This window comes from Cupriavidus sp. MP-37 (genome assembly GCF_020618415.1).
GTDB lineage: Bacteria > Pseudomonadota > Gammaproteobacteria > Burkholderiales > Burkholderiaceae > Cupriavidus.
The window spans coordinates 165756-188401 of record NZ_CP085345.1 but is presented as its reverse complement, the minus strand read 5'-3'; the positions used below and the strand labels follow the sequence as shown (position 1 = coordinate 188401).

Annotated in this window: 22 protein-coding genes; 9 read left to right on the top strand and 13 right to left on the bottom strand. The window is 67.6% G+C overall.

The window, feature by feature from the left end:
- The first annotated feature begins 133 nt into the window (after window positions 1-133).
- The gene (locus LIN44_RS17460) at window positions 134-766 is read left to right on the top strand and encodes a TetR/AcrR family transcriptional regulator (protein WP_227315533.1); all 633 of its coding nucleotides are present in this window, start codon (window positions 134-136) and stop codon (window positions 764-766) included.
- A 235-nt stretch (window positions 767-1001) separates the two neighbouring features.
- On the opposite strand, the gene LIN44_RS17455 is transcribed toward LIN44_RS17460, so the two are convergent.
- On the bottom strand, window positions 1002-2519 hold the full coding sequence (locus LIN44_RS17455; protein ID WP_227315532.1) for a PLP-dependent aminotransferase family protein: 1518 nt from the start codon (window positions 2517-2519) through the stop codon (window positions 1002-1004).
- Between the two features lie 186 nt (window positions 2520-2705).
- Between LIN44_RS17455 and LIN44_RS17450 the strand changes: the two genes are divergently transcribed.
- Window positions 2706-3458 (top strand): SDR family oxidoreductase, encoded by a 753-nt coding sequence (locus LIN44_RS17450; RefSeq protein ID WP_227315531.1) that lies wholly within the window; start codon window positions 2706-2708, stop codon window positions 3456-3458.
- Window positions 3459-3485: 27 nt separating this feature from the next.
- Window positions 3486-3944 carry a cupin domain-containing protein gene (locus LIN44_RS17445; RefSeq protein ID WP_227315530.1) on the top strand — a complete coding sequence of 153 codons (459 nt, stop codon included), beginning with the start codon at window positions 3486-3488 and terminating at the stop codon, window positions 3942-3944.
- Window positions 3945-4038: 94 nt separating this feature from the next.
- Here LIN44_RS17445 and LIN44_RS17440 read toward each other — a convergent pair whose 3' ends face one another.
- From LIN44_RS17440 to LIN44_RS17410, 7 genes are all read right to left on the bottom strand, one after another.
- Window positions 4039-5529 (bottom strand): M81 family metallopeptidase, encoded by a 1491-nt coding sequence (locus LIN44_RS17440; protein WP_227315529.1) that lies wholly within the window; start codon window positions 5527-5529, stop codon window positions 4039-4041.
- Between the two features lie 26 nt (window positions 5530-5555).
- Window positions 5556-6839 (bottom strand): Zn-dependent hydrolase, encoded by a 1284-nt coding sequence (locus LIN44_RS17435; protein ID WP_227315528.1) that lies wholly within the window; start codon window positions 6837-6839, stop codon window positions 5556-5558.
- A 50-nt stretch (window positions 6840-6889) separates the two neighbouring features.
- Window positions 6890-7594, bottom strand: a complete 705-nt coding sequence (locus LIN44_RS17430; protein WP_227315527.1) for an ABC transporter ATP-binding protein — start codon at window positions 7592-7594, stop codon at window positions 6890-6892.
- Window positions 7591-8364, bottom strand: coding sequence for an ABC transporter ATP-binding protein (locus LIN44_RS17425; RefSeq protein ID WP_227315526.1), 774 nt, complete (start codon window positions 8362-8364; stop codon window positions 7591-7593). Before LIN44_RS17425 ends, LIN44_RS17430 begins: the two co-directional genes overlap by 4 nt.
- Window positions 8361-9356, bottom strand: coding sequence for a branched-chain amino acid ABC transporter permease (locus LIN44_RS17420; RefSeq protein WP_227315525.1), 996 nt, complete (start codon window positions 9354-9356; stop codon window positions 8361-8363). The genes LIN44_RS17425 and LIN44_RS17420 overlap by 4 nt, the downstream gene beginning before the upstream one ends.
- Window positions 9356-10213 carry a branched-chain amino acid ABC transporter permease gene (locus tag LIN44_RS17415; RefSeq protein WP_227315524.1) on the bottom strand — a complete coding sequence of 286 codons (858 nt, stop codon included), beginning with the start codon at window positions 10211-10213 and terminating at the stop codon, window positions 9356-9358. The genes LIN44_RS17420 and LIN44_RS17415 overlap by 1 nt, the downstream gene beginning before the upstream one ends.
- A 121-nt stretch (window positions 10214-10334) precedes the next feature.
- Window positions 10335-11537 carry an ABC transporter substrate-binding protein gene (locus LIN44_RS17410; RefSeq protein ID WP_227315523.1) on the bottom strand — a complete coding sequence of 401 codons (1203 nt, stop codon included), beginning with the start codon at window positions 11535-11537 and terminating at the stop codon, window positions 10335-10337.
- Between the two features lie 435 nt (window positions 11538-11972).
- On the opposite strand from LIN44_RS17410, the gene LIN44_RS17405 reads away from it, so the two are divergent.
- The gene (locus LIN44_RS17405; RefSeq protein ID WP_115700829.1) at window positions 11973-12797 is read left to right on the top strand and encodes a FadR/GntR family transcriptional regulator; all 825 of its coding nucleotides are present in this window, start codon (window positions 11973-11975) and stop codon (window positions 12795-12797) included.
- Between the two features lie 40 nt (window positions 12798-12837).
- Here the strand turns inward: LIN44_RS17405 and LIN44_RS17400 are convergent, their stop codons facing one another.
- From LIN44_RS17400 to LIN44_RS17390, 3 genes are read right to left on the bottom strand one after another with little or no spacing between them, the layout of a single operon-like run.
- Entirely contained in the window at window positions 12838-14052 is a 1215-nt protein-coding gene (locus LIN44_RS17400) for a PLP-dependent aminotransferase family protein (protein WP_227315522.1), read from the bottom strand.
- A 13-nt stretch (window positions 14053-14065) separates the two neighbouring features.
- Entirely contained in the window at window positions 14066-15088 is a 1023-nt protein-coding gene (locus LIN44_RS17395) for a DUF1338 domain-containing protein (RefSeq protein WP_227315521.1), read from the bottom strand.
- A 53-nt stretch (window positions 15089-15141) separates the two neighbouring features.
- Window positions 15142-16134: a tripartite tricarboxylate transporter substrate binding protein gene (locus LIN44_RS17390; RefSeq protein WP_227315520.1), complete on the bottom strand. Its 993-nt coding sequence runs from the start codon at window positions 16132-16134 to the stop codon at window positions 15142-15144.
- 163 nt (window positions 16135-16297) lie between these two features.
- On the opposite strand from LIN44_RS17390, the gene LIN44_RS17385 reads away from it, so the two are divergent.
- On the top strand, window positions 16298-17239 hold the full coding sequence (locus tag LIN44_RS17385) for a LysR substrate-binding domain-containing protein (protein WP_227315519.1): 942 nt from the start codon (window positions 16298-16300) through the stop codon (window positions 17237-17239).
- A gap of 32 nt (window positions 17240-17271) precedes the next feature.
- On the opposite strand, the gene LIN44_RS17380 is transcribed toward LIN44_RS17385, so the two are convergent.
- The gene (locus LIN44_RS17380) at window positions 17272-17823 is read right to left on the bottom strand and encodes a MarR family winged helix-turn-helix transcriptional regulator (protein WP_227315518.1); all 552 of its coding nucleotides are present in this window, start codon (window positions 17821-17823) and stop codon (window positions 17272-17274) included.
- 97 nt (window positions 17824-17920) lie between these two features.
- On the opposite strand from LIN44_RS17380, the gene LIN44_RS17375 reads away from it, so the two are divergent.
- From LIN44_RS17375 to LIN44_RS17360, 4 genes are all read left to right on the top strand, one after another.
- The gene (locus tag LIN44_RS17375; RefSeq protein ID WP_227315517.1) at window positions 17921-18898 is read left to right on the top strand and encodes a Bug family tripartite tricarboxylate transporter substrate binding protein; all 978 of its coding nucleotides are present in this window, start codon (window positions 17921-17923) and stop codon (window positions 18896-18898) included.
- Window positions 18899-18931: 33 nt separating this feature from the next.
- Complete coding sequence (locus LIN44_RS17370; RefSeq protein WP_227315516.1) at window positions 18932-20500, top strand: sulfatase-like hydrolase/transferase; 1569 nt, start codon at window positions 18932-18934, stop codon at window positions 20498-20500.
- Window positions 20501-20713: 213 nt separating this feature from the next.
- Window positions 20714-21238 carry a host attachment protein gene (locus tag LIN44_RS17365; protein ID WP_227315515.1) on the top strand — a complete coding sequence of 175 codons (525 nt, stop codon included), beginning with the start codon at window positions 20714-20716 and terminating at the stop codon, window positions 21236-21238.
- A 145-nt stretch (window positions 21239-21383) separates the two neighbouring features.
- The gene (locus LIN44_RS17360; protein WP_227315514.1) at window positions 21384-21641 is read left to right on the top strand and encodes a hypothetical protein; all 258 of its coding nucleotides are present in this window, start codon (window positions 21384-21386) and stop codon (window positions 21639-21641) included.
- Window positions 21642-21793: 152 nt separating this feature from the next.
- On the opposite strand, the gene LIN44_RS17355 is transcribed toward LIN44_RS17360, so the two are convergent.
- Entirely contained in the window at window positions 21794-22504 is a 711-nt protein-coding gene (locus LIN44_RS17355) for a GntR family transcriptional regulator (RefSeq protein ID WP_227315513.1), read from the bottom strand.
- Window positions 22505-22646: the final 142 nt, after the last annotated feature.

The window sequence follows — 22646 nt, the reverse complement described above, 5'->3', positions numbered from 1 at the left end:
CGCATTCGTTATCGCCGGCCAGGGGAAAGCTGATTTGGACAATCGGTTGGAACCTACCCTTGGCTTGCACATTTACGATACTCCGCGGTATCGTAGTACAATAATTTGAATACTGTCAAGTACTGGAATTGACGTGACCGAAAACAGCCAGAGCCGGCGCGGTCGGCCCGCCAACGAGGCGCTTCGCCAAACGATAGTCGACACCGCCTGCGAACTCTTCGTGGAACTGGGTTTTCAAGCGACGACCATGGACAAGGTCGCCCAGCGGGCGAAGATATCCAAGCTAAGCATTTATCGGCACTTCGAGAACAAGGAGGCGCTGTTCAGCGCGGCCATGACGTCCCGCTGCGAGCAGTTTGCACCGCAGGCTCTTTTTGAAGGCGTCGACGGGTCGGCCGAAGACCAGCTCATGGCGGTGGGGTCATCTCTGCTTCGCACGCTGTTGAGCCCGGACGTCCGCAGTGTCGAAGCCATGGTTTTGGCCGACAAGACGAACCAGAAGTCGTTAAGCAAGCTCCATTACGAAGCAGGGCCCGCCCATGTCATCGCCCAAATCGAGGCGGTGTTGCGTCGGTTGCACGCGAAAGCGATTCTGAACGTACCCGATGGGCGCCAGTCCGCCCGCTTGTTTGCCGCGCTTTTCAAAGGATCCGATCTCCTGCTTATCGTGCGCTTCGACGAGACGAGAGCAGCGGACGACAACGAAATCGAATCCTATTGCCGGTCGGCGGTCGCCATGTTCATCGCGGCGCACGGTGGCATCTAAAGATGCCATCGCGGCCGATGAGGAACACGCAGCAGTTGCATACGCTGTTCGCCCCTGAGCAACCTATGGATGATGCGTGGACGACTGATGGGCGAGGCCACTGCATGAACGCAAAAGCCGTCCGCACCGGCAGGCAGAGGCCGCTTTACACACGATAGCGGCCGCTACGTCGGGGGCGAGTCTCCATTGAGGTCGGTGGCGGTACTGTGGCGGCGCTGGCTGCGCGCGTCGCGCGTCAGCCATCCAGGCATGCCCGCAGCGTACGCGCGAGACGGTTCGCTTCGTCTGTATCGGCGATGTTCGCGAAACCCAGCACCAGGCCACGCGGCGTGTCGCTCATACGGCCGTGGGCATACCAGTTCGAAAGCGGCAGTACCGCCAGCCCCGCCTGACGGGCGCGCGCGGCGACTACGACATCGTCGACCGGACCGTCGGCGGATTCGGCGAATTGCACCGCGAACTGGATTCCGCCGGGTGGCAATTCGACGGTCAACCGGTCTCCAAACGCCTGCTTCAGCGCTTGCGCAATCAACACGCGCCGCTGTCCATATAGCGTGCGCATCCGTTTCACATGCCGCGCAAAATGCCCCTGTTCAATGAAATCCGCCAACGCCGCCTGAAACAGCGTGGGCGCGCCGGTATTCATGCTGCACGCCACCCGTTCAACCCGCTCGACGGCGCGCTCGGGCACCACGGTGTATGCCAGCCGAAGACCGGGGAACATCACCTTGCTGAAGGTGCCGCAATAGAGCACGCGATCATGCCGGTCGAGGCTTTTCAAGGCCGGCAAGGGCCGGCCCAGGTAGCGGAACTCGCTGTCGTAGTCATCTTCGATGATCCAGCGAGACGCTGCCTCTGCCCACGTCAGCAACGCCATGCGCCTGGCGAGCGAAAGCGTGTTTCCGAGGGGGCTCTGATGCGATGGCGTGACGAGCGCGAAGCGGGCCTCCGGTTCGCGTTCGATGCCGCGTTCGACATTGATGCCTTCTGCATCGACTGGCACCGGTACGAGCTGGACGCCGGTCTCGGCCAGGAAGTTGCGTGCAAGCAGATAACCGGGGTCCTCGAACCACATGCGATCGCCGGGGCTCGCGAGACTGCGCAATACCAGTTCGAGCGTCGCGCGATAGCCACTGGTAATGAACACCTGATGGGGCAGGCATGTGACGCCACGCGACAGGCCAAGATAGGTCGCGATATGTTGGCGCAGCGGCAAATAGCCCACCGGCTCCGGATAGGCGAGCATCGCGGGTCCGCCACCGCGCGCATGCCGCGAAACGATCCGGCTCCAGATCTTGCGCGGAAACGCGTCAAGCGCCGGCAGCCCTGGCTGCAAGGGCCGCGGCTCGCCGCTCAATGCCACCGCGATCGCGCGCTGGCGTGCTTTCGTTGGTTCGGGTGATGCATAAGGCGCCTTTTCTTTATCGCTGGTCAACGCATCGGCGGCATCACGGCGGCCGCCCGCGGCTATGGCCTGCATCTGCGAGGCCGACAGTGAAGGAGATACAAAGGTGCCGGCAGCGCCCCGCATCTGCAGGTAGCCCTCGTCGACCAGGATCGTATACGCCAGTTCGACAGTGCCGCGCGCCGTATTCAACTGCGTGGCAAGGCCGCGCAACGCCGGCACCCGATCGCCGGGGCGCAGATGCCCTGCCGCTATCGCCGTCCTGAAACGCTCGCAAATCTGCTGATAGACCGGCAAGGCCTTCCGGCGGTCAATCTCGATGGCCAATATGGGGTTGCGTACCGTCATCACAGTCTCACGGGCAAAAGGGGCAACAACAACTTGGCCTAGTCGAATTGTCAATTCTTGGCCCTTATTCATAGGGCATCATTGTTCCACAATGGCTTCATGCGATGCGACGGTGACCGGCAAATCAGCGATGCCGCAGCGCCAGGCGAGCAGCGCGTTCCTCAACCCACATATGGAGTATCTGCCATGAAGATCGTTGTCATCGGTGGTTCCGGCCTGATCGGCTCACGTCTTGTCAAACTGCTCGAACAGGCCGGCCATACGGCGGTCGCCGCATCGCCGCGTACCGGTGTCAATACACTGACCGGCGCGGGACTGAGCCAGGCATTGGTGAACGCCGATGTCGTCGTCGATGTGACAAACGCACCATCCTGGGAGCCGCAGGCGGTGCTCGACTTCTTTCGCACCTCAGCAAGCAACCTGGGCAAGGCCGAGGTCGCGGCAGGCGTGCGCCATCACGTCGCGCTGTCGATCGTCGGTACTGACCGCATGCCGGACAACGCCTATTTCCGGGCCAAGGTTGCGCAGGAAGCGGTGATCGACGCGGCCGGTGTGCCATACACGATCGTGCGCGCCACGCAGTTCATGGAGTTCATCGGCGGCATCGCGGATTACGGCACGGACGGTGACACGGTGCGTCTTGGCGACGGACTGTTCCAGCCGATCGCCGCCGACGACGTCGCGGCGGCGCTGGCGCAGGTCGCCACCGCGGCGCCGCTGAACGGCACCATCGACATCGCCGGACCGGACCGCGCGCCGTTCGCGGAGATCGTTTCACGCTATTTGAAGTCGGTGGGCGACGCGCGCACCGTCGTAACCGACCGCGACGCGCGATATTACGGCGGCCACGTCGAAAAACTGTCGCTGGTTCCGCTGGCCGACGCACGCATCGGCAGCACCAGTCTCGACCAGTGGCTGGCGCGCGCGCATGCGCAGTAAGCCAAAGATCCGCACCGGAGATACAACATGAAGCATTTTATGGCGTCGATGCTCCTGGCCTGCCTGCCCTTGCAGGCAGCCCTGGCCCAAGACCATTCCGGCCACCAGGCAACTGTGCCAGTGCAAGAACTGGCAACGACCTCCACGGGTGTGAAGGCCACACTCGTGTACCAGCAGGAAATTCCGAACCTGCCGGGCAAGAGTATCAAGGGCGTACTGGTGGAGTATGAGCCGGGCGGCGTCAATGCTGCGCATACCCACGCCAGGTCGGCACTGATCTACGCAACAGTGCTCGAAGGCGCCGTGCTGAACCAGCTCAACGGCGGACCACTTCGCACCTTCACGAAGGGCCAGAACTTCACCGAAATGCCTGGCGACCGGCACGATGTCAGCGCCAACGCAAGCAAGACCGAGCCCGCCAAGCTGCTTGCGGTGTTCGTCGTGGATACGAATGAAACCGTGCTAACCACACCATTGAAGCGTTGAGGCGGCCTGCGTCGCCAAGCCAGCGATCTGACCTGGCTTGGTTGACGCTTGGCCGCCTGATTGAATCCCCGGCGCAAGCACCCCACCAGCACGCCTATCCCGCCCAGTCAGCACTATCGTCGAGCGGATAAACCGGCCTGCTGACCCGCCGGAACGGAAACCGCTCGTAGCGCGAACTGGTAACCCCCTCGCCGTCGCACTCTACCACCGCCCTGGCGATCGGCACGAACACCGGCCGGCAGTACATGCGCGACTTCAGCAGCAGGAACCGGGCCCGATGCGGGTCGATGCCGATATGCGTGAAAATCCCCAGGTCCCAGTGTTCTTGCGGGGTCTCGGTCACGATCACCTGCGCAGCGCCGATATCGAGGACCGCGGTGCGTCCCATGCGGATGCGTTGTCCGGTGTAGGTGGGACCGGTGATGGTGTACTCGCCGTCGCTGATCGCCGCCACCGTGCCGGTCAGCGGCCTGCTTTCGGGATAGACCTCCAGCTGGGGCAACGCCACCTTGTCGCCGACCGGCAGCGTGATGCTGGCGCCGACGCCGGCATCGACCAGCGCCGCCACCGCCTCCGGGTCGCACACGGGTCCGACCGCGATGCCGGTCAGCCCCTGCGCCAGCGCTTCGTGCAGCACCGCCATGTTGTCGCAGGTGCCGCCGGACATGCAATTGTCGCCATGGTCGAGCAGCAGCACCGGGCCCGCGTCCGCGTGATGCGCCCTGTCGGCAAGCTGCGCGGCGCGCGCGATGGAGTTGGCCAGTGGCTCGGCCTGGTAAGCAAAGGCATCGCGCTCGGCCCAGGCCTGCGCCGCAATCCGGCTGGCGACTTCGTCGGCCCTGGCTTGGTCGCCATCGCCGACCACGATCACGCTCAGGCATGGCGCGGCGATGTCGGCCAGGCCGAAGCCGGCCAGCACCGACACCGCCAGCATGCCGTCCCGCTCGGCTTCGCGCGCCAGCGCCACGGCGCGCTGCATGGCGCCTTCGTCGGTGCGGCTGCGCAAGGTGTGGGTGATCAGCGGCGGGCGCCGCCACGCCATCACCGGGCGCACGCGTCCCGACACCATGTCCAGCAGCAGCCGGCCGGCGTGCTCGCCGGTTTCGTACATGTCCACGTGCGGGTAGGTCTTGAAGCTGACGGCGATGTCGGCATGGTCGACCAGCGCCTGCGTGATATTGCCGTGCAGGTCCAGCGCAACCGCGACCGGCGCATGCGGCAGCACGGCGCGCAGGCGGCGCAGCAGGTCGCCTTCGCCGTCGTCGCTGTTCTCGGCGACCATCGCGCCATGCAGGTCGAGCATCACCGCGTCGCAGCCGTCGGCGGCGGCGATGATGGTGTCGCACAGGTGGATGTAGGCATCGGCGGCGACGCGTCCGCTCGGGTTGGCTGCGGCGATCACCGGCACCACGATCTCGGCACCGGCGGCCTCGACCAGGTCGATGAAGGCGGCGGCCGCGGTGCGGGTGCCTTTGGCAGCGCGATAGGCGGCGTCGCCATAGGCCGGCGCGAACGCGGCCAGCGGCGTCGGCACCGGTGAAAAGGTATTGGTCTCGTGATTGAGTCGGGCAATCAGGATCTTCATCGGGCAGTCCGTTCAGGGTTCAGGGGTCAGGGCCGCGTCGCGGCATCGAGCATGGCGTGCAGCAGCACGTTGCAGCCGGCTTCGAGGTGCTCGGGGCGGGCGTCTTCGATTTCGTTGTGGCTGATGCCGTCCTTGCACGGCACGAAGATCATCGCAGCCGGGGCGACGCGGGCCAGGTAGACCGCGTCATGGCCGGCACCGCTGATCACGTCCATGGCGGAATGGCCGAGCCGGCGCGCGCCACCCCGCACCGCCTCCACCAGCCGCGCATCGAACGGCTGCGGCGGGAAGTACACCACCTGCCGCAGGTCGATGCCGATGCCGCTGCGCGCCGCCAATGCCGCAACCTGCTGGTGCAGCGCCGCGTCCATCGCGGACAGCACCTTGTCGTCGCCTGCGCGCAGGTCCACCGTCATCGTCACCTTGCCGGGGATGACGTTGCGCGAATCGGGATGCACGCCCAGGCAACCCACCGTGCCGCGGCCATGCGGAGGATGATCGAGCGCGATGCGGTTGACGATGCCGACCAGCTCCGACGCCGCCAGCAGCGCATCCTTGCGCAGCGCCATCGGCGTGGGGCCGGCGTGTGCTTCCATCCCGGTCAGCACCACGTCGTACCAGCGCTGGCCGAGCGCGCCGGTGACCACGCCGATGGTGGTGTCGTTGGCCTCCAGCACCGGCCCCTGCTCGATATGCGCTTCAAAGTAGGCGCCGACCGCGCGCCCGCCGACCGGCTCCGGCCCGGCATAGCCGATCGCCTGCAGCGCCTGTCCGACGCTGATGCCATCGCGGTCGCGCTGCTGCAGCACGTCCGCCAGCGCAAACTCGCCGATGAACGCGCCCGAGCCCATCATCACCGGGACGAAGCGCGAGCCTTCTTCGTTGGTCCAGACCGCGACCTCGAGCGGGGCATCGGTGACGATGCCGGCGTCGGCCAGCGTGCGCAGCACTTCGATGCCGGCGAACACGCCGTAGTTGCCGTCGAACTTGCCGCCGGTGGGCTGGGTGTCGATATGGCTGCCGGTCATCACCGGCGGCAGGGCGTCGTCGCGCCCGGCGCGCCGCGCAAAGATATTGCCGATGGCATCGACGCGGATCGTGCATCCGGCCGCTTTCGCCTCGGCGACAAAGAAGTCGCGGCCCTGGCGGTCCAGCTCGGTCAGCGCCAGCCGGCAGACGCCGCCTCTGGGCGTGGCGCCGATGGTGGCCAGGCGCATCAGCGTGTCCCACAGGCGCTGGCCGTCGATGCGCAGGTCGGCGCGCGCGCCGGCAGCGGCCGCAGCCGCACGCGCGGCTTGCAAAGTCGTCATGTCATTCCTCGTATCGGTCGGCCGGCATCGCGGCCTGCATGATCCATGGGTCAGGCCGCCAGGCCGACGCCGAGATAGCGGTCCTTGACCGCCTCGTCGGCGCGGAACGCCTCGTTGCTGCCGCTGTAGACCACCCTGCCCTGCTCGATGATCACGTGGCGGTCGGCCAGCTGCGTGCAGACCTCCAGGTTCTGCTCCACCAGCAGGATCGGCACGCCGGCGGCCTTGATGACCTTGAGCTGCGCCACGATCTCTTCGACGATCACCGGCGCCAGCCCTTCGACCGGCTCGTCGAGCATCAGCAGGCGCGGATGATTCATCATGGCGCGCCCGATCGCCAGCATCTGCTGCTCGCCGCCGGACAGCTGCGCACCGCCGTTGCCGCGCCGCTCGCGCAGGCGCGGGAAGATGCGGTAGATGTCCGGCAACTGCCATGGCGAATCGCGGCGCGCGGCCAGCTTGAGGTTCTCTTCCACCGTCAGCAGCTTGAAGATGCCGCGGTGCTCGGGCACCAGGCACAGGCCTTCGGCGGCAATCCGGTGCGGCGCCATGCCGGCGACGTCCTTGCCGCGGAAAACGACACGCCCGCCGCGGGGCTGGACCACGCCGGCGATGGCCTTGAGCGTGGTCGACTTGCCGGCGCCGTTGCGCCCCAGCAGCGTTACCAGTTCGCCTTCGCCTACCGCCAGCGATACGCCCTGCAGCACATGGCTCTTGCCGTAGTAGCCATGGATCTCCTGTACGTCGAGCATCATCCCTTGCCTCCGGTAATCATGTTGCCGAGATAGGCGGCGCGCACGCGCGGGTCGCCGCGCACGGCCGCGGGCGGCCCTTCCATCAGGACCTTGCCTTGCTGCATCACCGTGACGGTGTCCGAGATATCCATGACGATGTCCATGTTGTGCTCGATCAGCACGACGGTGTGGTCCTGCGCCAGGCCGCGGATCAGCCGCTTCATCGCGCCGAGGTCGTCGACACCCATGCCCGAGGTCGGTTCGTCCAGGAAGATCGCGCGCGGCCGCGCGGCCAGCGCCATGCCCACCTCCAGGCGCCGCTGCTGGCCGTGCGACAGCACCCCTGCGGCGCTGTCGGCAACGCGCGTCAGCTCCAGCCGTTCGAGCACCTGGTCGACGACCTCGCCGCAGGCCAGATCGCCGACCGGCAGGCGCCATCCGCTCATGGCCTTGCGCGGCGACGTGCCCAGCGCGGCCAGGCGCAGGTTCTCGCGCACCGGCAGGCTCGGGAACAGGCTGGTGACCTGGAACGAGCGCGCGATGCCGCGCTGCACGCGCTGGTAGTCGGGTTCGGCGGTGACGTCCTTGCCGTCGAAGACGATGCGGCCGGCGCTGACTTCCTTGGTGCCGGTCAGCATGTGGAACAGCGTGGTCTTGCCGGCGCCGTTGGGGCCGATCACCGAATGGATCGTGCCCGGCATCACGCGCAGGTCGACCCCGCCCAGCGCCATGAACTTGCCGTACTGCTTGACGATGCCGGTGGCTTCCAGGATAGGGATGGTGGTGGTCATGCGCTTTCCTCCTGCGTGACGGGCGCGCGGCGCACGCCGCGCAGTCGATCCCATAGCGTGGCACCCAGCCCCCACAGCCCGCGCTGCATGAACAGGCTGACCGCGATCAGCAGGAAGCCGAGCAGCATCAGCCAGCGCGGCCACAGCGTCGACAGCCAGTCCGCCAGCAGCACATAGAAGGCCGCGCCCAGCACCGACGCGAAGATATTGCCGGTGCCGCCGATCACGGTCATCACCAGGATCATCTCGCTGGCGTGGTAGTCGATATTGGTGAGCGGCGCGATGCCGGTCAGCATGGCGTGCAGCGCGCCGGCCAGCCCGGTGACCGCGCCCGAGACCATGAACGCCAGCAGCTTGAACGCCTTGACGTTGTAGCCGACCGCCAGCGCGCGCTCTTCGTTGTCGCGGATGGCCAGCAGCGTGCGTCCCAGCACGGATTCGGTCACGCGCAGCACCGCCAGGAACACCGCCAGGAACAGCACCGCGACAAAGCCATAGAACTGCCATGGCGACGCCAGCGGCACCAGCGCATGGCCGGCCACGGACAGCGGCGGACGCGGGATGTCGAGCAGCCCGTTGTCGCCGCCGGTGATGCCGGGCATCGTATAGGCGAGGAAGTAGAACATCTGCGCGAACGCCAGCGTCAGCATCACGAAGTAGGTGCCGCGCTGGCGGATCGCAAACCAGCCCACCAGCGCCGCCGCGGCCGCGCCGATGGCGATCGCCAGCGCCAGCGCCAGCGGCATCGGCAGGCTGGCGCGGGTCAGCGCCAGCCCCACCGCATAGCTGCCCAGGCCAAAGAAGATGCCCTGGCCGAACGACAGCAGGCCGGTGTAGCCGAGCAGCAGGTTGCACGCCATCGCGGCCATCGCGTAGATCAGCACTTCGGTGGCGAGCGTGCCGGAGCGCATCGTCAACGGCAGCAGCAGCGTGACGCCAAGTGCCAGCCACCAGAAGCGGTAGCGCAAGAGCCATTGTCTTTGCCTAGCCATCATCCCCTCCCCAGCAAGCCATGCGGACGCAGCAGCAGCACCGCGGCCATGGCGACGTAGATCATCAGCCGCGCGCCCTCGGGCCACAGCGTGCTCATCAGGCTCTGCACCACGCCGACCAGCAGGCCGCCCACCAGTGCCCCGGTAAAGCTGCCCATGCCGCCGACCACCACCACGATAAAGGCCACGCCCAGCGCCTCGACGCCCATGAACGGCTCGGCGCCGCGGATCGGCGCGGCCAGCACGCCGGCGATCGCCGCGGTGGCGGCGCCGAGCGCGAACATCAGGCTGAACAGCCGGAACACATTGATGCCGAGCAGCGACACCATCTCGGTGGATTCGCTGCCGGCGCGCACCGCGCTGCCCAGGCGCGTGCCTTCCAGCAGCCACCACAGGCCGATGGCCAGCAGGCCGGTAAAGCCGATCACGAACAGGCGGTACTTGGGATAGATGAAGTCGCCCCACATCACCACGCCCTGCAGCGCATCCGGCGGCGGCACGTCGACGCCGAGCGGTCCCCAGCCGACGATGATGAGTTCCTGGATGGCCAGCGCCAGGCCCACCGTGACCAGGATGTGGAACTCGTGCGGCTGCGCGTAGACGTGGCGCAGCATGAGCTTCTCGGTCAGCCACGCCAGCGCGCCGATGAGGATCGGGGCCAGCACCAGCGCCGCCCAGAAGTTCATGCCGAACTGCAGCGCCTGGAAGCAGAGATAGGCGCCCAGCGCATAGAAGGCGCCATGGGCGAAATTGACGAAGCGCAACAGGCCGAACACGATCGACAGCCCTACCGCCAGCAGGAAGTAGAGCATGCCTATGCCGACGCCGTTGATCACCTGCAACAGATAGACGTTCATGAGTCGTACGGATGTAGGAAGCCGCCACGCCGCGCAAGCCTGCGCGGCACGGTGCTTCGGTGTGCTTCGGTGTGCTTCGGTGTGCGGTCTGCCGGGGCGGCTGCCCCGCAGTGTCAGGGCATCAGGCCATCTTGCACTGGGTCTGCTCGACCGGCAGGAAGGCCTTGCCGACGCTGACGATCTCGGCGTAGTCGTCCTTGTCCTTCATGCGCGACTTGGCCTTGCCCTTGAGCAGGTAGTAGTTCTTCAGCACCTGGTGGTCGGCGGCGCGGATTTCCTCTGGCCCGGTCAGGCCTTCGTACTTCATGCCTTCGAGCGCGGCGACCACCGCCTTGGGATCGGCGCTGCCGGCCTTGATCATGCCGTCCACCATGATCTTGGTGCAGATGTACGAGCCGGCCAGGCTGTAGTTGGGATTGGCCTTGAACTTGGCCTGGGTGCGCTTGACCAGGTCGCGGTTCAGCGGCGTATCGACGCCGTGCCAGTACTGCGCGCCGAAGTAAACGCCCTCGCACAGGTCGGCGCCGAGCGACTCGAACTGCTCCAGCCCCGAGGCCCACGCCAGCAAGATGGTGGTGTTCTTCTTCATGCCGAAGCGGACCGCCTGGCGCAGCGTGTCGGCGGACTGCGAGCCGAAGTTCAGGATCAGCAGCACGTCCGGCTTGGCGGCCAGCGCATTGGTGAGGTAGCCGCTGAATTCCTTCTCGGTCAGGGCGTGGTAGCTGTTGCCCACGTGCTCGATGCCCTTCTCCTTGAAGATCGCCTTTGCCGCCGACAGCAGGCCGTCGCCGAACACGTATTGCGGCGTGATGGTGTACCAGCGCTTGGCCTTCGGCATCGACTCGATCAGCGGCCGCACGGTGCGCTCGATCGCGCCGAAGGTCGGCACCGACCAGCGGAAGGTGGCCCGGTTGCAGTCCTTGCCGGTGATCTCGTCGGCCCCGGCGGTGGTCACGAATACGCCGCCGAACTTTTCCGCCTCCTTGCCCATGGCCAGCGATTCCGACGACAGGATGCCGCCCGCGAAATAGCGCGCCGCCTTCTGCTGCGCCAGTTCCTGCACCTTGCGCACCGCGGTGGCGGGCTTGCCTTCGGTGTCGAGCACGCTGTAGCGCAGCGGCCGGCCCAGCACCTGTCCGTACTGGTCGATAGCGAGCCGCATGCCCAGGTCGGCGAACTTGCCGTTGGCGGCGAAGGCCCCGGACATCGGCACCGGGCAGCCGAACTCCAGCGCCTCGCCGGCGGCAAAGGCGCTGCGGCCATGGATCAGGGAAGCGGGGACGGCGGACAGCGCCGCCAGTTTCAGCAGGTCACGACGATTCAAGGCTCACTCCTCGTTCTGTGGGGATTGGGCTGCACGGGGCGAAAGTCAGGCCAACGCCATGGCCTGGCGCTGCACCGTCTCCCCGACATGCTGGTGACTTTCGCCCGGCGCCGACACTGCCCGAGCAAGAATCGAACCTGTTTATTCTATTTATACGTATAAATAGAATAGAATCATCTTAGGAGTCGGCCGGAATCGTTGTCAACAAAGGAAAGGTCAGGGTTTACGCAACCTCGGCAACCTCGGCCCGTAACACACGTGCCCCATGCATCGGGGCGACAGCGGGACAGAAAGGTGCGGGCAGAGGCCTGGCCATGCCAGCCAATCGGGCAACCTGCACACGGCTGGGGCAAGCCGCGCCGCCTGTGCCGGCGCGCTTGGCTAGAATGCAGGCGCCCTGTCTCCATGGCCGGGGCGCATGACAAGGAATGAGCAATGGCGATGTTTCGGGAAGGCAAGACCGGAGCCATCGAGATCCGCAAGCAAAAGCGCGCGGACCTGGTGGCGGAAGAGCTCAAGCGGCTGATTACCCAGCGCAACCTGCGCCCGGGCGACAAGCTGCCGCACGAGGTCAAGCTGCAGCAGATGTTCTCCGTCAGCAAAAGCACCATCCGCGAGGCACTCAAGTCGCTGGAGGTGCAGGGCCTGATCCGGGTCAGCACCGGGCCGGCGGGCGGGGGCACGATCGTCGAAGTGCCGCTGGACCGCACCTTCCAGCTGATGCAGAACTACCTGTTCTTCAAGGACGTCGGCATCGCCGACATCTATACGGTGCGCCGGCTGCTGGAGCCGGAGCTGGCCGCCGGCGCGGTGCCGCATCTGACCGACGACGATTTCCGGGCGCTGGAACGCACCATCGATCTGTGCGACCCGGCCTCGGCCGCAGCCGCGACGCCGCTGCTGGACCAGCGCCAGGAAGACCTGACCTTCCACGACATCCTGGCCGCGGCCAATCCCAACCCGATGCTGCGGTTCTCATGCGAGCTGATCAACGAGATGATCCGCCAGCTGGTGGTGTTCGGCAACGACACCCCGGCCTGCGAGCACGAGAAGTTCGGCGCGGCCAACGTCAAGTTCCACAAGCGCATTGTCGAGGCGGCACGCCAGCGCGACGCCGAGACGGTACGCGCGCTGATGTCGGCCCATATGGAAGAGTGCACGCATTACGTCACGCGCATGAACGGACGCGTCCACGGCCGGCTGGTGCTCGATTCCGAAATGCCGCGGCGCGGCCGGATGCTGCCGGCGGACGACGAATAAACCGCGGTCCGGCGCACCCGCTATCGCACCCCCTATCGCATCATCCAGCCGCGTCCAGGCGCGCCGCCGCCCGCTTCAGCCGCGCCACGCCTTCGGTGATCTGCTCCGGCGCCGCGCCCGCGAACGAGAGCCGGAACGCGGGCCGCGCGCGGCGCTGCGCGTAGAAGCCCGCGCCGGGGACGAAGAGCACCTTCTCAGCGATCGCATGCGGCAGCAGCGCGGCCGCGTCGTCGACGCCTTCCAGCGCAGCCCACAGGAACATGCCGCCGGCGGGCAAGGCAAAGCGGATGCGCTCGCCGCAGGCCTGCCACAGTGCCTCGGCCAGCCGGTCGCGCTTGTCGCGGTAGAACGCGATCTCGCGCTCCACCTGCGCGGCCAGGCGGCCGTCCGCCAGGTATTGCGCGACCGCCAGCTGGAGCCACGGCGGCGTGCAGAGGTCCGATACCTGCTTGGCAATCACGGCGCGGCGAATGATCTCCGGCGCCGCCACCATCCAGCCGATGCGCAGGCCGGGCGCCAGCGTCTTCGACAGGCTGGCCAGGTGCACCAGCCACGGACGGGCATCGGGCACCTGCGTGGACAGCGCCAGCAACGAAGGCGGCGCGGCGCCGTCGAAGCTCAGCGCGCCATAGGGATCGTCTTCGACCAGCACCACCTGGTGCCGGGCCGCCAGCTCCAGCAGGCGCAGCCGGCGCGCATGCGGCAGCGTGGCGCCGGTCGGGTTGGCGAAGGTCGGCACCGTGTAGATCAGCCGCGGGCGCACTGCGCCGTCAGCCAGCATGGCCGCGATCGCGTCGACGTCCATGCCGTGCTGGTCGGACGGCACGCCGCGCACGTCGGCACCGGCAAGCCGCAGCGCCTGCAGTGTCGCCGAATAGGTCGGCTCCTCGACCAGCACCACGCTGCCCGGCTCGACCAGCGCGCGCACCAGGAAGTCAAAGCCCTGCTGCGAACCGCTGGTGACCAACAGTTCGTCCCGCGTCACCGTGGCGCCGCGCTCGGCCATCAGCACCGCCAGGGCGTCGCGCAGCGCGGGCGTGCCTTCGGTGGCGCCATATTGCAGGCATTCGGCGGGCCGCTCGCGCAACACCTGCGCGGAGGCGGCGCCGATGCCGTCGGCATCGAACAGCGCGGCCGACGGGTAACCGCCCGCGAAGGAGATCATCTCCGGATCCGACAGGTACTTGAACAACTCGCGGATCGGCGAGCCTTCCGGCTCGCGCAGCGCGGGAACGAACGGGTAGGCAGCGGTCATGGTCGGCTCGGCCTCAGCACGCGGCGGCGGTCATCTTGAAGATGCCCTGCGCATTGCCCGCATCGAAACCCAGGTCGGTGCGCGTGACCGCCTGCGCGTCATCGACGTAGCGGTCGCGGGTGATGAACTCGTAGAACGAGCCCGGCACCTCGCGCACCACCTCGGCACCATCCGCGCCGATAAAGGCACGGCGCACCGGGTCGGCGCGGAACGCGGTCTGGCGCACGCGGCCGCTGCGCGACACTTCCACCTTGTCCTTGATCGGCCGTCCCAGGCGCTTCTGCGCCTCGGCCAGCGCGAACACGTCTTCGACGCGGTCGGTGGCGTGGTTGAAGGCATTGCCCTCGGTGGCGATCCACGCCATCTCGGCCGATTCGGCCAGCAGGGCCTCGTAGTCTTCCAGCCGCGGCGTCGCGTGATGGCGCTCGAAGCAGCGCGCCAGCGCACCGATCAGCTCGCCGGCATCCGCCAGCGGCAACGCGCCTTCGCGCTCGAGCTCCCACAACAGTGCCTGCGCGCGCGGCGTCAGCGGATCGACCGAAGTTTCGAGGACGCGGCTGACGGCCTGCTGGAAGGCTGCGCTGAAGCGCTCGGGATGCAGCTCGCTGACAAAGAACTGCGCGATCTCTTCCGGCGCGTCTTCATGCGCGTACGAGCGCCCGGTCATGCCGATGCGGTCGAGCGGATAGGTGCCGTTGAGGCGGTAGCCCAGCGGACGCAGGATGCGCGTGAAGGCGGCCTCGCCGGCGGGCAGCGCGCCATGGTCGGACCAGCGCACGGTGCGCAGCGCGCCATGGTCGAAGTGGACCTTGCCGCCCGCTGCGGCCACGTCTTCGGTGTAGGCCTTGCCGGTCGGCACGCGCTCGAGGATGCCGGCGAACAGCACCAGGTTCAGCGCGTGGGCAATCTCGGCGCGCGACGGGCGCCCGGCTGCGCCGGCCGGCAGGCGCGCGGGTGCGCTCACCAGCGCGGACAGGCGCTCGGCGCCGCTGGCGCCAAGGTGCAGGGAAACGAGTTGGTCGATGTTGTTGCTCATGATGCAGGGAAGGCCCCCAGGCCTGATTACGAGAGAGAAATCAATGACGGCTGTCAGTCCACCGAAGCGCCGGACAGGCGCACGATCTCGCCCCACTTCTGGCGGTCTTTCTTCAGCACCTCGGCGAACGCTTCGGGCGTGCTCGGCGCCGGTTCCGCGCCCAGGTCACGCATGCGCGCCTGCACCGCGGCGTCGCCGAGCGCGCGCGCCAGGTCCTGGCTGATCTTCTGCGCCACCGCGACGGATACGCCGCGCGGCGCCAGCAGGCCGAACCACGGGCTGGCGTCGAAGCCCGGTACCGGGCCGGCGGCGGCCACCGTCGGCACATTGGGCAGTGCCGACGAGCGCGCCGGCGTGGTCACCGCCAGCGCCTTGAGCTTGCCGGAACGCACGAACGGCAGCGACGCCGGCAGGTTGTCGAACATCACGTCGACGCTGCCGCCCATCAGGTCGGCAATCGCCGGGCTGCTGCCCTTGTAGGCGACGTGGCTCATCTCGGTGCCGGTCATGCGCTGGAACAGCTCGCCGGCCAGGTGGGTCGAGGTGCCGTTGCCGGCCGATGCCATATTGACGCGCTTCGGGTTGGCCTTCAGGTAGGTAATGAACTCCGCCAGCGTCTGCACCTGGGCGCGCTCGGCAAAGGCCGGCGACAGCACCACCACGTTGGGCACGCGCGCGACCATGGTCACTGGCGCGAAATCGGCCGCGGCGTCGTAGGGCAGCTTCTTGTACAGGGTGGGGTTGATGCCGAACTCGCCCACCGAGCCCATCAGCAGCGTATAGCCATCGGCGGTGGACTTGGCAGCGACGCCGGTGCCGACGATGCCGCCCGCGCCGGGGCGGTTCTCCACCAGGACCGGTTGCTTCCATTGCAGCGCGAGCCGCTCGCCGACCAGCCGCGCCACCATGTCGGTGGTGCCGCCCGGCGGATACGGCACGATGATGCGGACGGGCTTGGCGGGAAAATCCTCGGCGGCGGCGATGCCGGATACGGTGATGCCAACGGCGAAGGCGCCGGCGGCCAGCGCGCTGAACAAGCGATTCATGGTGTTTCCTGTCTACCTGATGGTTGTCGTTATGGCGGTGCCGCGCTGTGGGGGGCTGCGGGGACCAGGGCTGAATCATTTCTCATCAAGTCAGCCGTTTCAAGCGAGATTTCGGTATAGGATGATGACTTAATGTCATCAACTATACCCGCCCTTCCCCGCCATGCGGCAACGCCTTCCCAGCCTTTCCAGCCTGCGCGCCTTTGAAGCGGCCGCGCTGCACCTGAACCTGCGCCGCGCCGCCGCCGACCTGTTCATCACCGAAAGCGCGGTATCGCGCCAGATTGCCGCGCTGGAAAGCCTGCTCGGGGTGCAGCTGTTCCACCGCGCCAACCAGCGCATCACGCTGACCGCGGCCGGTGCGCTCTACAGCGTCCAGGTGCGCGAGATGCTGCGCAAGCTGCAGCGCGACACGCTCGAGGTGATGGCGCATGAAGGCTCGGGCGGCACCGTCGAGCTGGCGTGCGTGCCGACCCTGGCGGTCGAATGGCTGATCCCGCGGCTGCCTGACTTCTACGCGCGGCATCCGAAGGTCGTAGTCAATATCAGCGCCCAGTCCGACGTGTTCCTGTTCGACGGCACGCCCTACGACGCGGCGATCCACTTCGGCGAAGCCGTCTATCCCGGCGCGCGGGCGGACCTCCTGTTCGGGGAAGAGTCCGTGGCCGTGTGCCATCCTCAGCTGTTCGGCCGCAAGAAGCGCATCGGCGCGCAAGACATCGCGCATGCGCCGCTGCTGCACCTGGCCACGCGCAGTTTCGGCTGGAAGCAATGGATGGAGGCGGCCGGCATCGACGACGTCAACGCCATGCGCGGCGCCCGCTTCGACCACCACAGCATGGTCATCGCCGCGGCGCGGGCCGGCCTGGGCATCGGCCTGGTGCCGCGCTTCCTGGTGGAAGAGTACCTGGCGAGCGGGCAACTGGTCAGCCCGGTGGCGCGGTCGCTGCGCTCCACCAGCGCGTATTACCTGGTCCAGCCCGATACGCGGCCGATGAGCCATGCCATGCAGCATCTGCGCGCATGGCTGCTGGAGGCGGCGGTGACGTTTGCCAGGGGGCAGGCTGCGGGGTCAGGCGCACCGGAGCCGGCCACGCAGGAGTAAAGGACGCCACGCTCACGCCGGCGCTCCACCGCCTATCCATTCTCTGCGCGCCACAGCTGCTGCAGCTCCCACGCCGGCGCCTCGCCCGCCGGCTGCGGCAACGCCTGGGCTTCGGTCAGCATGGCGCCGGCCCGGGCCTGCAACTTGTCCAGGCAGCGCGACAGCACCCGCGCCTCCTCGGCCGTCAGGCAGGCGGCCAGCCGCGTATTGAAGTCACGCGCTTGCGCAAAGGCGGTGCGGTAGACCGCCTCGCCCTCCTCCGTCAGCGTGAACGCTGCCGCGCGCCGGTCCTGGGAACGCGTTTCCCGGCGCACCAGTCCGCGTTCCACCAGCGCGTGAACGGCGCGGCTGGCCAGCACTTTGTCTAGGCCGGCGCTCTCCGCCAGTTCGGTCAGCCGCGTGCCGGGCTGCTCGCCGAGGAAGGCAATCATGCGCCATTCGCGCCGGGTCACGCCCGCCCGCGCGCGCAGGTGCAGCGCGGCCGCGCCCAGCGCGACGCGGTTCAGGTGATAGACCCGGTAGTTGATGAAATCGGCCAGCCGCTGCGGCCGCTGCAGGCGGTTGCCGCCCTTGTCGTGTGCCATGCCACACCCGCTATTTTGGTTGACTTTGTCAATTATATCGACGGGTGTTAGCTTCCTCTCCATGCCGGCCGCCGGCGCAAAACAGACAGGAGACACCGTGAGCCCCAGCAACTTCCTTCCCCGCCTCGTCGCATGCCTGCTGGCCGTCGCCGCGGCCTGGTCCGCGCCGGCCAGCGCGCAGTCGGACCGGCCGCTGCGCATCCTGGTGGGCTACCCCGCCGGCGGCACCGCCGACCTCGCCGCGCGCCTGGTCGGCGACAAGCTGCGCGAGACCCTGAACCAGACCGTGGTGATCGAGAACAAGCCCGGCGCCGGCGGACGGCTGGTGATGGACTACGCGCGCACGCAGCCGGCCGATGGCAATACGCTGGTGGTGGCCAACTCGGCGGTGATGACCATCGCACCGCTGGTCTACCGCAAGCTCAACTACGATATCCAGCGCGACTTCACGCCGGTGGCGCAGGCCGCCAACTTCCAGCTGGCGCTAGCCACCGGCCCGGGCAGCCCGGCGCGCACGCTGAAGGATTACGTCGCCTGGCTCAGGGCCGGTGCGCAGAACAATTCCTACGCCTCGCCCGCGCTCGGCAGCATTCCGCATTTCTTCGGCCTGATGATCGGCAAGCAGGTCGGCGTCGACATGCTGCATGTCCCGTTCAACGGCTCGGCGCCGCTGATGAGCGCATTGGTCGGCGGGCAGGTGCCGGCCTCGGTCGACACCCTGGCCGACCTGACCGAAATGCACCGCGCCGGCAAGATCCGCGTGCTGGCGACCTCGGGCACGCACCGCTCGGTGGCGCTGCCGGACGTGCCGACCTTTACGGAACTCGGCTACAAGGGCATCGAGGGCGAAGGCCGCTATGGCGTGCTGGCGCCCGCCGGCACGCCGCGCGCGGCGCTCGACCGGCTCAACGCCGCCATCGTCAAGGCGGTGCAGTCGCCCGACGTGCGCGACAAATTCCTGAAGCTCGGGCTCGAGCCCGCCACCGGGCCCGCCGAGGCCTTCGCCGGGGTGCTGAAGGCCGACGCCGCCAAATGGGCGCCGGTGGTCAGGGCATCGGGCTATACCGGCGACTGATGCCGCCAGCCGGCTTCCCGCAACCTTACGACCATGACGATCCGCAACACCCTCTTCATCATGTGCGACCAGCTGCGGCGCGACCATCTCGGTTGCTACGGGCATCCGACGCTGCGCACGCGCAATATCGACGCCCTGGCCGCGCGCGGCGTGCGCTTCGACCGCGCCTATGTCACCTCCGGCGTCTGCGGCCCCAGCCGCATGAGTTTCTACACCGGACGCTATGTCAGCAGCCACGGTGCCACCTGGAACCGCGTGCCGCTTTCGGTCGGCGAAGTCACGCTGGGCGAGTACCTGAAGGACAGCGGCCGCGCGCTGGCGCTGGCGGGCAAGACCCACGTAATGCCCGACAACGCCAACCTGAAGCGGCTGCACCTGGACGGCGGCACCGAGCTGGAAACGCTGCTGCGCAGCGGCCACTTCATCGAAGTCGACCGCCATGACGGCCATCACGCCGAGCCGCGCAGCGCCTATGCCGACTGGCTGCGCCGGCAAGGCTACGACAGCGCCGACCCGTGGACCGACTACGTGATCAGCGCCGAGAACGCGCGCGGCGAAATCGTCTCGGGCTGGCACATGCGCAATGCCGGCCTGCCGGCGCGCGTAGCCGAGCCGCATTCCGAGACCGCCTACACCGTCGGCCAGGCGATGCAGTACATTGCCGCGCGCGGCGACGATCCGTGGGTGCTGCACCTGTCGCTGGTCAAGCCGCACTGGCCCTACCTCGCTCCCGCGCCGTATCACGCTGCCTATACGCTGGACGACTGCCTGCCGCTGCAGCGCCACGACGCCGAACTGGAAGACCCGCATCCGGTGCTGTCGGCCTATCGCACGCAGGAGGAATGCGCCAACTTCATGCGCGCCGAGGTCTCGGACACGGTGCGCCCCGCCTACCAGGGCCTGATCCAGCAGATCGACGACCGGCTGGGGCTGCTGTGGGAACAGCTCGAGCGGCTGGGCCGCTGGGACGACACGCTGATCGTCTTCACGGCCGATCATGGCGACTTCCTGGGCGACCACTGGCTGGGCGAGAAGGAGCAGTTCTACGACACCGTGCAGAACATCCCGCTGATCGTCTACGACCCCTCGCCGCAGGCCGATGCGACCCGCGGCACCGCACAGGACAGCCTGGTCAGCGCGGTCGATGTGGTGCCCACGGTGCTCGATGCACTGGGCCTGCCGCCCGCCGACCACCGCGTCGAAGGCCGCTCGCTGCTGGACCTGACGCGCGCCGCCGCGCGCGACGGTGCGGGTGCGTGGCGCGATGCCGTGGTCTCGGAGCTGGACTACGCCTATCGCGGCGCGCGTGTCGCGCTGGGCCGCCATCCCGGCGAATGCCGCGCCTGGATGGTGCGCGACGCGCGCTGGAAGTACGTGCATTGGCAAGGCTTCCGGCCGCAGCTGTTCGATCTCCAGAACGACCCCCAGGAATACTTCGACCTTGGCGCCGACCCAGGCCACGAAGCCGTGCGCAGCGCCATGCGGCTGCGCTTGCTGGACTGGTTCTGCACGCTCAAGCCGCGCGTGACGGTGACCAACGAAGAGGTCGTGGCCAAGACCAATGTGTACAAGCAGGCCGGCGTGTTCTTCGGCGTCTGGTAGCCGGATCGCTGCCGCCTGAGCCAGGCGCGGCCGGCGCCGCTGGCCTGAAAAAGTTGCACGGTTTGCCTGTCGATACTGCAACCGTGTGCCGCGGCCGGCATGTCAGGCCGCGTGTACCGCCGCCCGCGGCCACGGCCCGGCGACGGCCCGGATGGCGTATCCCTTGCAACAGGGCTGGAGGGCCCTGTGTTCGGGCCGGCAACCGGAGCGATCATGAAGAACATCTGGATCCTGGTGGCGGACGAATCCGTCGCCCGCATCTTTGCCTCGCATGGCGACAGCGCCCCGCTGGAAGTCGTCGAGGAAATCACCGACGCGGCCGCGCATGCCGACCGCGCCGACCTGCGCCGCGACGCCTATGGCCGCCGCGGCCAGGCAGCCGTCCAGGGCGACGCGGGGCATCCCGGCGCCCACCAGGTGGGACCGTCGACGGTCACGTCTTCGGCGGGCGAGGACGAGCTGCACCAGGAAGCGCAGCTGTTTGCCCGGCGCGTCGCGGATTACCTCGGCGATGCGCGCAACAAGCAGCGCTTCGACGAACTGGCGCTGATCGCGGCGCCGCGATTCCTGGGGCTGTTGCGCAAGACCCTGCCCGCCGGCGTGACGGACGTGGTCACCAGGGAAATCGGCAAGGATTTCAAATACGTGCCGAACAACGACCTGCAGCAGCGGCTGGCCGATGAGGGCATCGTGCCGGCGCGGCGCGACGAACGCGTCAATACCGGGCGCGACCGTTAGCGGGATGGCATGACCACGCAGCCGCCCGTGCTGGCGCAGGCGGCTGCGCCGCCGTCAGCGGGCGGTGCCGGAGCCGCTGGCGGCACCGCTGCTGCCGCTGGCGGTACCGCCAGGGCTGGTGGTGCTGGTCGCACCGGAGGTGCCGGTGGACGTGCTGCCTGGCGTGCTGCGGCTGCGGTTCTGTTCCGTCACCGAACCCGATCCGGATAGCGAGCCAGAGCCGCTGGTGCTGCCGGTGGCGGTGCAACCCGCCAGGAGGCCAAGTGCGAGCAAGGCTGTGCCGATGCGTAAGGGTGTTTTCATGTTTTCCTCCATCTGGCAGGTTGGCGGCAAGCCTTGCTGCATGGCGCAGCCTGCCGGCGGGGCGCCGATGGCGCCGCTGCGCTGGAGAAGACGCAACTGACGTACCAGATTGGGAGGCGCGGGTGCAGCGCTGCGGCGAAGCGGGCACGGCAGCTCACCGTGCGTTCGCCGCAGTAAGAAGTACGCGGGGCGGGTAAAAGTTACCGTGCGGGTACCTGGGGGCCACGGCATCGGGGCCGTCGACGCGACACTTTATCGCGTCAGCGTCCACTTGTAGGCGTAGCGGTCCGGGCGGAACAGCAGCTCCGCGCAAAACAGCGGCGTGCCTTCGATGTCGTAAGGCGTGCAGCGCAGGCGCAACAACGGCACCCCTTCGGCAACGTCAAGCTTGCGGGCCACGTCGGCGGGCGCCGGGATCGCGCTGGCCTCCATCGCCACGTCGCGAAAGCGATACCCCAGCCGGCTTTCGAACAGCGCCATGGCGTCGTTGGTCTCGACGTCTTCCTGCACCAGGCGGCGCATCAGCGGCTCGGGACCCATCAGGTTGAAATAGGCGACCGCAACATCGTCCCAGTAGCGCACCGTGGCGACGCTCAGCACCTTCTCGCCGGGTTGCAGGCTCAACGCTGCCGCGACATGCGGCGGCGCCCGCAGCAGGCGCACCGAAGCCAGCTTGCCGTAGGCCAACTGGCCGCGGGCGCGCCCGGTCTCATAGAAGCCGGTCAGTGCGCCCAGGCTGGGCGTGTCGGCCGGCCGCGTGACGAAACTGCCCTTGCCATTCACTTTTTCGATGAGGCCGGCGTTGTGCAGGCCGGACAAGGCCTGCCGCACGGTGATGCGGCTGACGGCGAATTCCGCCATCAGCTCGGCCTCGGACGGCAGCTTAGCGCCCGGGCCCCATGTATTGCTGGCGATCCGCTGGCGAATCTCGGTTTCGATCTCTTTGAACCTGGGCAGCGCCACGTGTGTTCCGCCACGGCCGGCGGCTCCTGACTGAGTGGCACGGATTATACCTGTCATGACAGGCAGCGCCTTAACCTATTGACCTGTTATAACAGGTAATGGCAGTATCCGACGTCACCAGCGAACTTGCGCCCCGCACCAT

What these genes read in the sequence shown, in the direction of transcription:
- LIN44_RS17400 (WP_227315522.1), bottom strand. Translation starts at nt 14,052, where the DNA reads ATGACCGCTGCCTACCCGTTCGTTCCCGCGCTGCGCGAGCCGGAAGGC.
- LIN44_RS17385 (WP_227315519.1), top strand. Translation starts at nt 16,298, where the DNA reads ATGCGGCAACGCCTTCCCAGCCTTTCCAGCCTGCGCGCCTTTGAAGCG.
- LIN44_RS17415 (WP_227315524.1), bottom strand. Translation starts at nt 10,213, where the DNA reads ATGAACGTCTATCTGTTGCAGGTGATCAACGGCGTCGGCATAGGCATG.
- LIN44_RS17390 (WP_227315520.1), bottom strand. Translation starts at nt 16,134, where the DNA reads ATGAATCGCTTGTTCAGCGCGCTGGCCGCCGGCGCCTTCGCCGTTGGC.
- LIN44_RS17365 (WP_227315515.1), top strand. Translation starts at nt 20,714, where the DNA reads ATGAAGAACATCTGGATCCTGGTGGCGGACGAATCCGTCGCCCGCATC.
- LIN44_RS17425 (WP_227315526.1), bottom strand. Translation starts at nt 8,364, where the DNA reads ATGACCACCACCATCCCTATCCTGGAAGCCACCGGCATCGTCAAGCAG.
- LIN44_RS17440 (WP_227315529.1), bottom strand. Translation starts at nt 5,529, where the DNA reads ATGAAGATCCTGATTGCCCGACTCAATCACGAGACCAATACCTTTTCA.
- LIN44_RS17450 (WP_227315531.1), top strand. Translation starts at nt 2,706, where the DNA reads ATGAAGATCGTTGTCATCGGTGGTTCCGGCCTGATCGGCTCACGTCTT.
- LIN44_RS17445 (WP_227315530.1), top strand. Translation starts at nt 3,486, where the DNA reads ATGAAGCATTTTATGGCGTCGATGCTCCTGGCCTGCCTGCCCTTGCAG.
- LIN44_RS17370 (WP_227315516.1), top strand. Translation starts at nt 18,932, where the DNA reads ATGACGATCCGCAACACCCTCTTCATCATGTGCGACCAGCTGCGGCGC.
- LIN44_RS17380 (WP_227315518.1), bottom strand. Translation starts at nt 17,823, where the DNA reads ATGGCACACGACAAGGGCGGCAACCGCCTGCAGCGGCCGCAGCGGCTG.
- LIN44_RS17405 (WP_115700829.1), top strand. Translation starts at nt 11,973, where the DNA reads ATGGCGATGTTTCGGGAAGGCAAGACCGGAGCCATCGAGATCCGCAAG.
- LIN44_RS17420 (WP_227315525.1), bottom strand. Translation starts at nt 9,356, where the DNA reads ATGGCTAGGCAAAGACAATGGCTCTTGCGCTACCGCTTCTGGTGGCTG.
- LIN44_RS17455 (WP_227315532.1), bottom strand. Translation starts at nt 2,519, where the DNA reads ATGACGGTACGCAACCCCATATTGGCCATCGAGATTGACCGCCGGAAG.
- LIN44_RS17395 (WP_227315521.1), bottom strand. Translation starts at nt 15,088, where the DNA reads ATGAGCAACAACATCGACCAACTCGTTTCCCTGCACCTTGGCGCCAGC.
- LIN44_RS17435 (WP_227315528.1), bottom strand. Translation starts at nt 6,839, where the DNA reads ATGACGACTTTGCAAGCCGCGCGTGCGGCTGCGGCCGCTGCCGGCGCG.
- LIN44_RS17430 (WP_227315527.1), bottom strand. Translation starts at nt 7,594, where the DNA reads ATGATGCTCGACGTACAGGAGATCCATGGCTACTACGGCAAGAGCCAT.